The sequence below is a fragment of the Niallia sp. FSL W8-0954 genome (genome assembly GCF_038005605.1).
Lineage (GTDB): Bacteria > Bacillota > Bacilli > Bacillales > Cytobacillaceae > Niallia > Niallia circulans_A.
This window is the reverse complement of record NZ_JBBOTN010000001.1, coordinates 40,001-53,925: the sequence shown is the minus strand read 5'-3', so window position 1 is coordinate 53,925 and position 13,925 is coordinate 40,001. Positions and strand designations below refer to the sequence as shown.

Here is a 13,925-nt window from a genome sequence, read left to right as displayed (position 1 = left end):
TTTGATTACGATGAAAAACGCCTCCTTTTCTCTCGGAGTGATTATATAGAGTATCATGTCCGCTGTCAACCCTTTAGAATCTTTGAACGTATATCCTATTATGCAAAAAAAACAAGCGAAAGGAAAGAAAGAAATCTCGACATAATTAGTCTATGAGAAAAGGAAGCAATGTAGAACGATTAAAAATAAGAGGAAGTTCGGACAAGCTCTTTCTTCATTCGACAAAAATCTTTATCAGTTTATGCCGAATAATTTTTTTGCGTTTTCTGTTGTTTTTGACGCCACCTCTTCGTAGGAAATCCCTTTTATAGCAGCAATCTCTTCTGCTACTAGTTTTACATAACTAGGTTCATTGCGTTTTCCTCTAAAAGGGGTCGGTGCTAAATATGGGCAGTCCGTTTCGATTAATAAATGATCTAACGAAATGGCTTCTGCAACTTCCTTTGGCTTTCGTGCATTTTTAAAAGTAACCGTTCCACCAAGCGAAATATAAAAATTCATATTTATACATTCAAGCGCAGTTTCTACACTTCCTCCATAACAATGCATAATCCCGCCTACCTCTTTTGCATCCTCTTCTTTTAAGATTTCAACAATATCAGCAGTCGCTTCACGATTATGAATAATTATCGGAAGTTTTACTTTTTTTGCTAATTGAATTTGCTTTCTAAACACTTCTTTTTGAATATCTTTTGGCGATTTATCCCAATGATAATCTAGTCCCATTTCTCCTATTGCAATGACTTTTGGATGCTTTGCCAATTCTTCAATCCAAACCAAATCTTCATCTACCATATCGATAGCATCTACAGGATGCCACCCTATGCTTGCGTAAACAAAATCATACTGCTCAATAAGCTCCATCGCCTTTGTAATAGTAGGTCTATCAAACCCAACCACTACCATTTTTTCCATTCCTACATCAAGTGCTCGTTGTATCACTTCTTCTATATCATCTTGAAACTCATTTGCATTAATATGTGTATGTGTATCAAATAACATGATAAACATCCCTCCATCATCTGTTAAATATATTTACACTTTATTTTCTCAGACCGTTCTATCCTTGCCACCACAGTCTTAATGAAAGAAGAAAAAACATAGAGATGATTAAAATATGGAGTTTTCTCGCCCATTCCCATTAAAGATCTTGGCGATTTCCCCAATTAAAACATCTCCATGTTTTTCCTATCATTTTATTTTACTTTTGCTCCAAGTGGTAAAGCCTCTGCGATTGTCGCAAGAGACAATTCGCCGTCATGACTTCCAGCTAAAATCATTCCTTGAGAAAGTTCGCCTCTTAATTTAACTGGTTTTAAATTTGTTACACAAATAACCTTTCGTCCTACCAAGTCTTCAGGAGAATAATATTTAGCAATTCCAGAAACTACTTGTCTTTTCTCATAACCAAGATCCAATTGTAACTTCAATAACTTGTCTGCTTTTTTCACAGGTTCAGCTTCCAGCACTTGTGCTACACGTAAATCTACCTTCATAAAGTCATCTATTGTGATTTCCTCTACGTCCGGAACTTCTTGAACCTCTTGTTTCGTTTCTTCTTCCTTTTGAGGTCCCTTCATTTCGCTCTTAATAAATTCCACTTCTTCTTGGATATCTAATCTAGGGAAAATAGGATCTCCCTTCTCTACTATAGTACCCGCAGGGATTATGCCAAAACGTTCCAAGCTGTCCCATGTCTGTAAGGATTCATCTTGTATGTTCAACTGTTTAAAAATTTTATCAGGTGTTCTTGTTAAGAATGGTTTTAACATAATTGCGATTCTTCTTAAAGATTCTGCTAAGTGATTCATCACAACTGCTAATTCTTCTGTCTTTTCCTCTTTCGCTAATACCCATGGCTGTGTTTCATCGATATATTTATTATTTCTGCTGACTAATTGCCATAACGTTGTTAGTACAACGGAGAACTCCATATTTTCCATATGCTCCGCATATTTCTTAACCGTTTCTTGATGTGCTTCCACAAGTGACTTTTCAAAAGTTCCCTCTGAATTTTTATAGGTAGGAATTTCACCATTAAAGTACTTATTAATCATCGCCACTGTACGATTTAATAAGTTCCCTAAGTCATTCGCTAAATCAAAGTTCACTCTCTCTACAAACGCTTCTGGAGTAAACACACCATCAGAACCAAATGGTACTTCTCTTAATAAATAATAACGAAGAGCATCTAATCCATAACGATCAATTAACGTCACTGGATTAACCACATTTCCTTTTGATTTAGACATTTTACCATCTTTCATTAGAATCCAGCCATGTGCAAAGACTTTCTTAGGCAATGGTAGATCTAATGCCATAAGCATGATTGGCCAATATATCGTGTGAAAACGAACAATTTCTTTCCCAACTAAATGTACATTTGCTGGCCAGAACTTTTTGTATAATGTTTCATCGTCAGAGCCATACCCTAGCGCAGTAATATAATTGGAAAGGGCATCGATCCATACATACACAACATGCTTCGGATCCCCTGGCACTTTAATTCCCCAATCAAAAGTCGTTCTTGAGACTGCTAAATCTTCCAATCCTGGTTTGATAAAGTTATTAATCATCTCGTTCTTGCGAGATTCTGGTTGGATAAATTCTGGATTTTCCTCGTAAAATGCTAACAAGCGATCTGCATATTTCCCCATTCTAAAGAAATATGATTCCTCTTTTACTAGTTCAACGGCATGACCACTGTCGGGGCTTTTCCCTCCAATTACTTTGCCATGTTCATCATAAATAGGATCAACTAACTGTAGTTCTGTATAATACGTTTCATCAGAAACAGAATACCATCCTTGATATTCATCTAAATAAATATCTCCTTGATCCACTAATTTCTTAAACATTTTTTCGACAACATCCGTATGTCGTTTTTCTGTTGTACGGATAAAATCATCATAGGAAATATCAAGCTTATCCCATAATTCCTTTATTCCTGCCACAATTTCATCTACATACTGAATAGGTGTAATTCCTGCTTCTTCTGCTTTGCGCTGAATTTTTTGCCCATGTTCATCCGTTCCAGTTAAGTAACGAACTTCATATCCTCTCATTCTTTTATAACGAGCCATTGCATCTCCAGCAACTGTTGTGTAGGCATGCCCAATATGTAAATTGCCACTTGGATAATAGATTGGCGTAGTAATATAAAAAGTTTTTTCTTGATCCTTCACTTAGTTTCCTCCTATGTATATGTATATAATATGTACCTTAAGTAAAATAACTGCTATTACTATTGTAACCATTCTTCTTTTTTATCGAAACAAAAAAGTATAAGAACATTTATAAACCGCATAATTATTGCCATTTTTCCTTTTATCCCATCAAAATATACCTAAAAATAATTAGTAATGCAACAGCGATGTTTTGGAAGAAAAAATGACAAATAAAAATGTTGTTTTTTGTCGAAAAAATAACAAAAATAGAACGAAAATACTATACCAATTTATCCCATCCTATGTTTATTTATCATTTCATACTCCAGAAAAGCCTACTTTAATAAGGTTTTTTAAAATACATTTATTTCAAAATAAATAATTGACGTTTATGGGAATGGCTGGTATTATAATAAACATACAAAGAAATTTGTCGAAAATTAGCGAAAAAAATATAAATACTTACTTTTGGGAGGAGAAAAGAAAATGAAATCTACAGGTATTGTTCGTAAAGTTGATGAATTAGGTCGTGTGGTAATTCCAATCGAATTAAGACGTACATTAGGAATTGCGGAAAAGGATGCTCTAGAAATTTATGTAGATGATGAAAAAATCATCTTAAAAAAATATAAACCAAACATGACTTGCCAAGTTACTGGAGAAGTATCAGATGATAATCTATCTTTAGCTGGTGGTAAATTAATTCTTAGCCGTGAAGGTGCAGAGCAATTAATCGCGGAAATTAAAAGCAATTTTGAACTTGCAAAATAAGAATAAAGTTAGAAATGTGTAAGTACATCACTCTTTATTTATTCATAGTTTCTTGAATGAATAAATAAGAAAAGCTTATTCGTTCTTTTTTATAAACTAAAGGACTGCCGCCTTAAAGGGGAACACCATCATATTTTTGATGTTCCGATTTAAGGCAGCAGCCCTTTTTCTTATTGAATATGGTATTCTTGGTAAATGTCTCTTTTTTGCATTTCTCTATCTAATGCAGTCTTTTTAATTGCTTCTTTTACCGTAATTCCCTCTTTTTCCACATAGTGATCTACATGTTGAACAATAGATAAGTCTTCCCACCAATTATTGTCTTCCGTTTGTAATTCTCCTTGTTCGATAACTAAACAGAACTCTCCTCTTATTTCTTCTGATTGAGACCAAGCAATTGCCTCCTCTAGAGTTCCACGAATAAATTCCTCATATAACTTTGTCAACTCTCTACATAATGTGATCTTTCTATTACCGAGAATTTCCCTTATTAAAACCAATGTTTCTTTTAAACGATGCGGGGATTCATATAAGAGCAACGTACCTGGAACACTCTTTAGGAAAAGCAACTCCTTCTTCTTCTCCTTCTTTTGACGATTAAGGAAACCATAAAAGTAGAAAGGATGTGTCGGAAGTCCCGAAGCAATCAGAGCTGTTAATGCTGCATTTGCTCCTGGAAGAGGAATAACTGGGATTTCTTGATTAATAGCATTCATAGCTAGCTCATATCCTGGATCTGCAATGGTTGGCATTCCCGCATCGCTTACTAATGCGATTATTTTATCCTCTTTCAAAGCTTGTATTAGCTTTTGACCACTAGTCTCTTTATTATGTTCATGATAGCTGACTACTGGAGTTGCAATTTCAAAATAATTACATAGTTTTTTTGTATTACGCGTATCCTCTGCAGCAATAATATCTGCCTCTTTCAAAATTCTAATTGCTCGAAAACTCATATCTTCTAAATTCCCGATAGGAGTAGGGACTAAATACAGCGCTCCCCTTTTTTCTTTAAAGCTTTTTTGTTGTTTCATTTCCTTCACCTACTTCCTTCCATAAAAACTTTTCCTTCTTCTTTCTATCTAACTGTTTAAAAGCATACTCTGCTTTCATGGCCTCTTGTTTTGTCTGAAATTCCTCATAGTAAATAACAGATACCGGTAAACGCCCTCTTGTATACTTTGCCCCTTTGCCATCATTATGCGTTTTTACTCGCTTTTGAAGATCATTTGTATAACCAGCATAATAGCTGCCATCCTTACACTTTAATACATAAAAATAATGATTCTTATTTTCCATACAGTATTCTGCTCATTTCCTCTGTATAATTGTTGCCATCTTTATAAACAAATAACGGAGGGAGAACTTTTAAGTCTGGTTTCCCATCTTTTATTGCTTCAACTAATAAAATATTCGCTTCTTTACCTTCTTTTGGATAGACAAATCGGATTCGCTTTGGTTCCAATCGATTCTCCCTCATAAATGTAATGATATCTAATAGCCTGCCAGGTCGATGAACAAAAGCTACTTTTCCACCTTGTTTAACCAATTGACTAGATATACTAATTGTATCCTCAAGTGTACAGAGAATCTCATGCCTAGCTATAGCAAGATGCTCATTACCATTAATCTCTGCCATTGAGTTCGTCTTCTTAAAGTAGGGAGGATTACACGTCACTGCGTCATACTTCTCATACCCAAGTAAACTAGGAGCATCCTTAATATCACCATGAATCATTTTTATTTTTTGTTCTAAATGATTATACTGAATGCTTCTATTTGCCATATCATATAATCTTTCTTGTATTTCTACTCCTACAATATCTCCCTCTGTTCGAAGTGACAAAAAGAGTGGAATTACTCCATTCCCACTACATAAATCAACAATTGCCCCCCTCTTCAAAGGAATAGAGACAAAATCCGCTAATAATACTGCATCTAATGAGAAAGAAAAAACAGATGGACTTTGAATAATTCTTAATCGTTCATCCAGCAAATAATCTAATCTTTCATCTCCAATTAATGGAACCACTCTTTTTTTACCTCCATCTTTCCTATTCCTGCATAGAAAAAGAGATGTCTCAAGAAGAAGAGTCATCCCCTGACAATACATTGATTGTATTGCTTACATACTCGGGCAATAATTTCTTTGAGACATCCTTATTTTTTATTAAGAAACGATAAACAAAAAAGACAATCTCCATCTTTTCGAGGACTTCCAAAATGAAGATTACAAATATGAAAACCTTCTTGATATAGTCTTGCCAGGTTGTCATACCCTTCCCCTATATCAATATTTTTTTCCTCCATCGTCTTACCTTGTTTTATGTTCCTTCTTTTATTTTTATCCTGTTTCGAATCTTTTTCTCTTGGTATATCCTCTAAGTGCCTTCTTAGATTTTCATTTTCTAGCTGCAGCCTATTATTCTCTTCAATAAGCTCAGCTACATGCTGTTTAAGATCACCTAATTGCTTATACAAATTACCAATTTGACTTTCCATATTTATTACTGATTCAAAAACTTCTTTTTTATCCACTCTTCCACCTCATTAATCTGTGGATTGAACTGAAACAGCATCCTCTTGCAGTATCTCATCTAATGTATATTCAAGCACTCGTTCTTGTTCAGAAATTTCCACTTGGAGTACACGTTCTAAAATATTTAAACCAACAACTTTTCCCTTTCCATCCGGTGTATTAATCCAATCACCTAAGTCTGGTAAAAGTTCCTTGGCAGCTTCATAATCGTCATTCTCATATTTTAAACAACACATTAATCGTCCGCATAATCCGGAAATTTTCGTTGGGTTTAAGGAAAGGTTTTGGTCTTTTGCCATCTTAATAGATACTGGTTCGAAATCCCCTAAGAATGTCGAACAGCATAACATTCTTCCACAAGGACCAATTCCACCTAGCATTTTAGCTTCATCTCTTACACCAATCTGACGAAGTTCAATTCTTGTTCGAAAAATGGAAGCTAAATCTTTTACCAATTCCCTAAAGTCTACTCGACCATCAGCGGTAAAATAAAAAATAATTTTATTACGGTCAAATGTATATTCTACATCCACTAATTTCATATCTAATTCATGTAGCGTAACTTTCTCACAACAAACATCATATGCCTCTTTTGCTGCAACCTTGTTTTCGGCTACAATCATTTGATCTTTATGATCCGCAATTCTTAATACTTTTTTCAAGGGTAAAACAACATCGTTTTCATCTACTTTTTTCGGTCCAATAACTACTCTCCCGAATTCTACACCTCGAACAGTTTCGACGATGACGAAGTCTCCCTTTTGAATGATTAATTCATTTGGATCAAAATAATATATTTTTCCAGCTTTTTTAAAGCGGATTCCTACAACATCATACAACTGAAGATCCCTCCTGCAGCTCTAGCACCAGCTGCTCCATCAATAACTGTGGATTCATATTCCCCTGCAGCTTTCGCTTTGCTTCAAAAATAGCTGTCATTTGTTCCGTTAAGCGCCTGTTAGAAGTTCTTAAAGCATAAGTCTCTAATCGTCCCTTTTCGCTAACGTATACAATCTGATCGTGCTTGCCAAGCTGTATATATAATAAATCTTTATAAAGCAGCAATAATAAATCGAGTCCTCTATCAAACTGATCCTTTTCCTTAAAATGAGAAAACCAGTCCCTTTGAAGAGCTACTAATGCTTCTAAAGGAGCTCCTTTAAGAGCCTCATATAATTTTACCACTATTTTTTGCGCTTGTACAAACCATTCATCCGTACTAAGTGTCAATGCCTCTTCAAAATTATTGGTAATTTGCGCAAGTAAAGGGGCTTCATTTGGTTTTATTCCATTTCTTACTAGTTCTTTAGCCATTTCATTTGGGGATAATGGTGTAAAGGAAAGGACCTGACACCGAGACAAAATAGTCGGCAATATTTGCTGAATTTGTTCTGTTATTAGAATGGCCGTTGTTTCTGCATTTGGTTCCTCTAAAAATTTCAGTAAACTATTAGCCGCATTTGTAGTCATTTTATCTGCATGAACAAGAATATACACCTTTTGCTTTGACTCTACTCCAGTCTTGGAAAACTCTTCTTGTAGGCTTTGTATTTGATGCTTCTTTATGGATAATCCATCTGGCTCAAGTAAATGCACATCAGGATGGTTACCATTATTTATCCGCTTGCAATTTGAACATGTTTCACATGGAACATATCCATCTATAGTATTTTCACATAAAATGCTCTTAGTGAGAACTAGACTTATTTCCCGTTTACCAGTTCCCTTCATTCCTTCAAAAAGATATGCATGAGCTAATCTCTCTTTTTTCAAGCTGTTTTTTAGCATTTTTAAAACAATGGGTTGTGTCTGTTCAAGCTGTTCCCACGTCCTTGTCAAGACAATCACTCCATTTACGTATATATATTAATTAGTAAACCTTTAATTTCACCAATTTTATCTAAGATATTTATGCCATTTTTTCTCAGTCGCAATTACTTCTTCTGTTAATTCTACTAACTTATCATCAATTACCTGTACAACACGCAAGTCTCTCCCTTGGCCAAACTGATCCCACGAGTTGTCTTTTTTTACTTTCATCCCTAATTCAACAGCTTCTTTTACAAACTGTTTAACAAGAGATTTATATTTTGTTAAGTCTTTTAAATTTTGGGATCGCCCTAACCTATTGCCAATATCATCGATGTTCTTCATCAATTTTGAAGCTGATCGACCTTTAATTTCTCATTTTGTTGTTGGACATATCCCTGAAATTTAGAGTCCCTAGACTACCTTTTGTTTCTAATCTATTCCCTTCCAGATTGATTCGAATGTCTTTATTAATCTTCATATTCTTCCTCCTGAAGAACGATCTACTACTTGTTAGCAAAAAGATCTGCTCTCACTTTTAACTTTTATCATTTAACCATGAAAGTACATCGGTAACAGAAGTTAACCGATGTACAGCTTAAAATTGTTTAAATTGCTCTACAGGTAATACAAAGACTGTTGCTCCACCAACTTCCACTTCTACTGGATAAGGGACATAAGAATCTGCATTTCCTCCCATTGGCGATACAGGTGCTACTAATTGGTCTCTTGATTGACAATTTTCTTTAATGATTTGCAGTGCTTTTTCCACACGTATATCTTCCGTTCCTATCATAAAGGTGGTATTTCCAGATTTCAAGAATCCGCCAGTACTCGCAAGCTTTGTTGCTCTAAAATTATTTTCAACTAGTGCATTAAGTAATTTGTTACTATCTTTATCTTGAATGACTGTTAGAATTAATTTCATTTTATCCCGCCCCTTATTATAGTTTCCGAATGATTTTATAACTTGTTCCTATTATAGCAATAAATATAAAAACAAACAGCTGAAAGGAAAATAATTCTTTGAAAGCCTATCTATTTTTTGTTTGTTATCACTATATGCATAATACCCTAATATATAATTAGCAACGCACTTCTACTTTAAAAAACGATTAATAATATCCACTGTATCCTCCAAAACCTGTTCTAGTGGTTTCGATGCATCTACTTTTATTATTCTCTCTGGAAATTTCTCTATTACCTTAGAATAGCCTTCTTGTACTCTTTCATGGAATTCAATCGTTTCTAAATCCAAACGGTTAATTTCTCTATCACTCGTATTATTAATTCTTGCTAAACCAACCCTTGGATCTAAATCAAAATAAATGGTTAGTTCAGGCATGATATCTCCAATTGCAAATTGATTAATTTTCCAAATTTCATCCATATCAATTCCTCTTGCATACCCTTGATATGCCAATGAACTATCAATAAAGCGATCACATAATACAATTGCTCCGCCGTTTAAAGCTGGAACGACCTTCTCTACTAAATGCTGTCTTCTAGCAGCTGCATATAGTAACGCTTCTGTCCGAGCATCCATTTCAATATGCTTAGGATCTAATATAATATTTCTAATTTTTTCTGAAATAGGAATTCCACCTGGTTCCCTAGTCTTTATAATCTGTAGTTCTTTTTCTTGATAATAATTTAACAACATATCGATAACGGTTGTCTTTCCCGCTCCTTCTGGTCCTTCTAATGTAATAAAGAGCCCTTTTGTCACCTTATTGTCCTCCTAAGTTGTCATTTCTTAAAAATTGTAATTCTATTTTTATAAATAGATGGACTTCCTTGAAATCTTGCTCCATCCTTTAATAAGTTCGTTATTTGTTTAATATGATAGTTCGTTATCTCCTCTCCAGGCATTAAAATAGGAATTCCTGGAGGATATGGAATAATTGTTTCTGCACAAACTGCATGTAAAGCTTCACTTAATGAAACTTCTACCTTACTTCGTATTGCTTGTTCTTTTTCACTAAGTTTTAATTCTACTATATCCTGACGCTTTTTTATAGATTCAACTGTCTCACTCTGTGAAGAATAAGCATGTGTATGTTTAAGAAGTGCCCTTTTTATTTTATAAATAACCTTTTCTAATGGGTAAGAGATTCCTTTCTTTAACAATGGAAAGACAAATAATATATTATTTGAATCAGCTAACTCCGTATAAATGCCCTCTTTTTCTAATTCTTTTTGTAATTCGAATCCGCTTCTATTTTCTGTTGATTGAATAGTAATTTTTAAAGGATCTCCATCATAAGGATAATTTAGTACATTTAGCTGGGGTATTGTATGAAGTTGTTCCCGAAAAAGTGTAAGCATCGTATGTAGGTATTCCCAATCCTCCATGCTATAGTTTGCTATATAATGCCTAGCCTTATCTAGAGAGGCCATAATAAGATAAGATGGACTGCTGGACTGTAAAATGTCTAAGTAATGTTTAACATCCTCTTGTTGAACGAATGCTGTATTATAATGTAAATAAGCACCCATTGTTAATGCAGGAAGCGTCTTATGTGCTGATTGAACAACTATATCTGCACCTAACTCAACTGCTGAAGGTGGAAAATGTGGGTTTCCTTTAAAATGTGCTCCATGCGCTTCATCTACTAATACACAAATGCCATTAGCATGGGCTAAGTCAATAATCTCCTGTAAATTTCCAACCATTCCATAATAATTAGGAGAAGTTAAAATAAGCTTTTTGACTTCTGGGAATCGTGCAATTGCCTGTTCAATTGTTTTTTTTGAAAGGACAGTATCGACTTTCCAATCTTCCTCATAATCAGGGCTAAGTAAAATAGGCTCTGCCTTTGCTAACTTTATTCCATTCATAATTGATTTATGGCTATTCCTTTGTACAAATACTTTGTCACCCTCTGTTAAGGCCGCTAATATCATTGCTAAATTCCCAACAGTACTTCCATTTACAAGAAAATAACTTTTCTTAACTCCATAAAAATCTGTTAGTAATTTTTCTGCATCTGCAATAACACCTGTTGGTGCATGTAAATCATCTAAGCCATTGAGCTCTGTCACATCAAAATTCCATAAGGGTCCTTTCCACTCCTCTTCCGAAGAAATTAATTCCCCATTCTTATGACCAGGTACATGAAAAGAAATATTATTTTTCGACTGGAATTGCAACAGTTTAGAATATAACGGTGTGTTTTCTTGCAATAGTATTCCTCTTTTCTTTTTTCACTCTATTTATTTTATCACTTTTTCTTCATAGGAAGTAATTTACGTTTCCTTCTTTCCATTTTCTTATCTAAGTATTTCAGATAATATAAATCCCTTATCCACCCATATTGGGCTATATTATCAATCCCCCTTTAGTCTTTCCTATTTTGTAGTATTTTAGTTTAGTAGTTTTTAAGAATAAAGGTATGAGTGATTACTAAAATGGATAGAATAATGTCTATGGAGGTGGAGAAATGGGGAAATATCAATCAAGTAGAGCAGAAGCCTGTCTCATATGTGAAGAACATAAATTAGAAGGTATTCATCTATTCGAATCCTTTATATGTATGGATTGCGAAAGAGAGATTGTTAATACGAAAACAAATGATCCCAAATATCTATTTTTTGTTCATCAAATGAGAAAAGCACGAACTCTTCAGGAAAGACGGCAAGCTTAGATATAAATAAAAAACAAGCATCTAATGAATAGATGCTTGTTTCCTTATTGCCTGGCGACGTCCTACTCTCACAGGGGGAGAACCCCCAACTACCATCGGCGCTGAGAAGCTTAACTTCCGTGTTCGGTATGGGAACGGGTGTGACCTTCTCGCTATCGCCACCAGACTTATTTATTTAGAGAATTATTCTCTCAAAACTAAACCATTTAGAAGTATTCCAATTTGCCAAGTAATCATTTTGTCCAGCTCCAACGCCATAAACAGGCATTTCCGCTTTTCATTTTAGTTAAGTCCTCGATCTATTAGTATCAGTCAGCTCCACATGTCGCCATGCTTCCACCTCTGACCTATCAACCTGATCATCTTTCAGGGATCTTACTAGCTTGCGCTATGGGAAATCTCATCTTGAGGGGGGCTTCATGCTTAGATGCTTTCAGCACTTATCCCTTCCGCACATAGCTACCCAGCGATGCCTTTGGCAAGACAACTGGTACACCAGCGGTGCGTCCATCCCGGTCCTCTCGTACTAAGGACAGCTCCTCTCAAATTTCCTACGCCCACGACGGATAGGGACCGAACTGTCTCACGACGTTCTGAACCCAGCTCGCGTACCGCTTTAATGGGCGAACAGCCCAACCCTTGGGACCGACTACAGCCCCAGGATGCGATGAGCCGACATCGAGGTGCCAAACCTCCCCGTCGATGTGGACTCTTGGGGGAGATAAGCCTGTTATCCCCGGGGTAGCTTTTATCCGTTGAGCGATGGCCCTTCCATGCGGAACCACCGGATCACTAAGCCCGACTTTCGTCCCTGCTCGACTTGTAGGTCTCGCAGTCAAGCTCCCTTGTGCCTTTACACTCTACGAATGATTTCCAACCATTCTGAGGGAACCTTTGGGCGCCTCCGTTACTTTTTAGGAGGCGACCGCCCCAGTCAAACTGCCCACCTGACACTGTCTCCCACCCCGATCAGGGGTGCGGGTTAGAATGTCAATACAGCCAGGGTAGTATCCCACCAATGCCTCCACCGAAGCTAGCGCTCCGGCTTCCAAGGCTCCTACCTATCCTGTACAAGCTGTACCAAAATTCAATATCAGGCTGCAGTAAAGCTCCACGGGGTCTTTCCGTCCTGTCGCGGGTAACCTGCATCTTCACAGGTACTATAATTTCACCGAGTCTCTCGTTGAGACAGTGCCCAGATCGTTACACCTTTCGTGCGGGTCGGAACTTACCCGACAAGGAATTTCGCTACCTTAGGACCGTTATAGTTACGGCCGCCGTTTACTGGGGCTTCAATTCAGAGCTTCGCACTAACGTGCTAACCCCTCCTCTTAACCTTCCAGCACCGGGCAGGTGTCAGCCCCTATACTTCGCCTTGCGGCTTCGCAGAGACCTGTGTTTTTGCTAAACAGTCGCCTGGGCCTATTCACTGCGGCTCTCGCAGGCTTGCACCCGCAAGAGCACCCCTTCTCCCGAAGTTACGGGGTCATTTTGCCGAGTTCCTTAACGAGAGTTCTCTCGCTCACCTTAGGATTCTCTCCTCGCCTACCTGTGTCGGTTTGCGGTACGGGCACCCTAAATCTCGCTAGAGGCTTTTCTTGGCAGTGTGGAATCAGGAACTTCGGTACTATATTTCCCTCGCCGTCACAGCTCCGCTTATGTGGTAATGGGATTTGCCTCATTACCAGCCTAACTGCTTGGACGTGCTAATCCAACAGCACGCTTACCCTATCCTCCTGCGTCCCCCCATTGCTCAAACGATTTAAAGGTGGTACAGGAATATCAACCTGTTGTCCATCGCCTACGCTTTTCAGCCTCGGCTTAGGTCCCGACTAACCCTGAGCGGACGAGCCTTCCTCAGGAAACCTTAGGCATTCGGTGGATGAGATTCTCACTCATCTTTCGCTACTCATACCGGCATTCTCACTTCTAAGCGCTCCACCAGTCCTTACGGTCTAGCTTCAACGCCCTTAGAACGCTCTCCTACCACTG

General features: G+C 36.9%; 14 protein-coding genes and 2 rRNA genes (1 of these 16 cut by a window edge). 2 read left to right on the top strand and 14 right to left on the bottom strand.

What is annotated here, in order from left to right:
- Positions 1-234 precede the first annotated feature (234 nt).
- Together NX902_RS00275 and metG are read right to left on the bottom strand one after the other, a co-directional pair.
- The gene (locus NX902_RS00275) at positions 235-1,002 is read right to left on the bottom strand and encodes a TatD family hydrolase (protein ID WP_095333980.1); all 768 of its coding nucleotides are present in this window, start codon (positions 1,000-1,002) and stop codon (positions 235-237) included.
- A gap of 194 nt (positions 1,003-1,196) precedes the next feature.
- Positions 1,197-3,185: a methionine--tRNA ligase gene (metG, locus tag NX902_RS00270; RefSeq protein ID WP_123258662.1), complete on the bottom strand. Its 1,989-nt coding sequence runs from the start codon at positions 3,183-3,185 to the stop codon at positions 1,197-1,199.
- 468 nt (positions 3,186-3,653) lie between these two features.
- Between metG and NX902_RS00265 the strand changes: the two genes are divergently transcribed.
- Positions 3,654-3,938 carry an AbrB/MazE/SpoVT family DNA-binding domain-containing protein gene (locus NX902_RS00265; protein ID WP_047944355.1) on the top strand — a complete coding sequence of 95 codons (285 nt, stop codon included), beginning with the start codon at positions 3,654-3,656 and terminating at the stop codon, positions 3,936-3,938.
- A gap of 170 nt (positions 3,939-4,108) precedes the next feature.
- Here NX902_RS00265 and rsmI read toward each other — a convergent pair whose 3' ends face one another.
- From rsmI to NX902_RS00215, 10 genes are all read right to left on the bottom strand, one after another.
- Complete coding sequence (gene rsmI / locus NX902_RS00260; RefSeq protein WP_095333984.1) at positions 4,109-4,972, bottom strand: 16S rRNA (cytidine(1402)-2'-O)-methyltransferase; 864 nt, start codon at positions 4,970-4,972, stop codon at positions 4,109-4,111.
- Complete coding sequence (locus NX902_RS00255) at positions 4,950-5,237, bottom strand: GIY-YIG nuclease family protein (protein WP_095333986.1); 288 nt, start codon at positions 5,235-5,237, stop codon at positions 4,950-4,952. Before NX902_RS00255 ends, rsmI begins: the two co-directional genes overlap by 23 nt.
- A complete protein-coding gene (locus NX902_RS00250) occupies positions 5,227-5,970 on the bottom strand; it encodes a tRNA1(Val) (adenine(37)-N6)-methyltransferase (protein ID WP_095333988.1) in 744 nt (247 codons plus the stop codon). Before NX902_RS00250 ends, NX902_RS00255 begins: the two co-directional genes overlap by 11 nt.
- A gap of 128 nt (positions 5,971-6,098) precedes the next feature.
- Positions 6,099-6,476 (bottom strand): DNA replication initiation control protein YabA, encoded by a 378-nt coding sequence (yabA, locus tag NX902_RS00245; protein ID WP_095333990.1) that lies wholly within the window; start codon positions 6,474-6,476, stop codon positions 6,099-6,101.
- A gap of 12 nt (positions 6,477-6,488) precedes the next feature.
- A complete protein-coding gene (locus NX902_RS00240; protein ID WP_095333991.1) occupies positions 6,489-7,316 on the bottom strand; it encodes a PSP1 domain-containing protein in 828 nt (275 codons plus the stop codon).
- Positions 7,309-8,316, bottom strand: coding sequence for a DNA polymerase III subunit delta' (gene holB, locus NX902_RS00235; protein ID WP_095333993.1), 1,008 nt, complete (start codon positions 8,314-8,316; stop codon positions 7,309-7,311). Before holB ends, NX902_RS00240 begins: the two co-directional genes overlap by 8 nt.
- Before the next feature lie 57 nt (positions 8,317-8,373).
- Complete coding sequence (locus NX902_RS00230; protein ID WP_123258659.1) at positions 8,374-8,631, bottom strand: YaaR family protein; 258 nt, start codon at positions 8,629-8,631, stop codon at positions 8,374-8,376.
- 253 nt (positions 8,632-8,884) lie between these two features.
- Positions 8,885-9,214 (bottom strand): cyclic-di-AMP receptor, encoded by a 330-nt coding sequence (locus tag NX902_RS00225; RefSeq protein WP_016204713.1) that lies wholly within the window; start codon positions 9,212-9,214, stop codon positions 8,885-8,887.
- A 171-nt stretch (positions 9,215-9,385) separates the two neighbouring features.
- The gene (tmk, locus tag NX902_RS00220) at positions 9,386-10,015 is read right to left on the bottom strand and encodes a dTMP kinase (protein WP_095333995.1); all 630 of its coding nucleotides are present in this window, start codon (positions 10,013-10,015) and stop codon (positions 9,386-9,388) included.
- Positions 10,016-10,035: 20 nt separating this feature from the next.
- Positions 10,036-11,472 carry an aminotransferase class I/II-fold pyridoxal phosphate-dependent enzyme gene (locus NX902_RS00215; protein WP_095333997.1) on the bottom strand — a complete coding sequence of 479 codons (1,437 nt, stop codon included), beginning with the start codon at positions 11,470-11,472 and terminating at the stop codon, positions 10,036-10,038.
- A gap of 257 nt (positions 11,473-11,729) precedes the next feature.
- Between NX902_RS00215 and NX902_RS00210 the strand changes: the two genes are divergently transcribed.
- Positions 11,730-11,933: a sigma factor G inhibitor Gin gene (locus NX902_RS00210; protein WP_095333999.1), complete on the top strand. Its 204-nt coding sequence runs from the start codon at positions 11,730-11,732 to the stop codon at positions 11,931-11,933.
- A 49-nt stretch (positions 11,934-11,982) separates the two neighbouring features.
- On the opposite strand, the gene rrf is transcribed toward NX902_RS00210, so the two are convergent.
- Positions 11,983-12,099: ribosomal RNA gene (gene rrf / locus NX902_RS00205) — 5S ribosomal RNA — on the bottom strand.
- Positions 12,100-12,215: 116 nt separating this feature from the next.
- Positions 12,216-13,925 (bottom strand): 23S ribosomal RNA (locus tag NX902_RS00200) (it continues 1,226 nt past the right edge of the window).

Coding starts and splice junctions, on each gene's coding strand:
- NX902_RS00255 (WP_095333986.1), bottom strand. CDS start 5,237: ATGGAAAATAAGAATCATTATTTTTATGTATTAAAGTGTAAGGATGGC.
- NX902_RS00230 (WP_123258659.1), bottom strand. CDS start 8,631: ATGAAGAACATCGATGATATTGGCAATAGGTTAGGGCGATCCCAAAAT.
- NX902_RS00265 (WP_047944355.1), top strand. CDS start 3,654: ATGAAATCTACAGGTATTGTTCGTAAAGTTGATGAATTAGGTCGTGTG.
- NX902_RS00210 (WP_095333999.1), top strand. CDS start 11,730: ATGGGGAAATATCAATCAAGTAGAGCAGAAGCCTGTCTCATATGTGAA.
- rsmI (WP_095333984.1), bottom strand. CDS start 4,972: ATGAAACAACAAAAAAGCTTTAAAGAAAAAAGGGGAGCGCTGTATTTA.
- NX902_RS00225 (WP_016204713.1), bottom strand. CDS start 9,214: ATGAAATTAATTCTAACAGTCATTCAAGATAAAGATAGTAACAAATTA.
- NX902_RS00275 (WP_095333980.1), bottom strand. CDS start 1,002: ATGTTATTTGATACACATACACATATTAATGCAAATGAGTTTCAAGAT.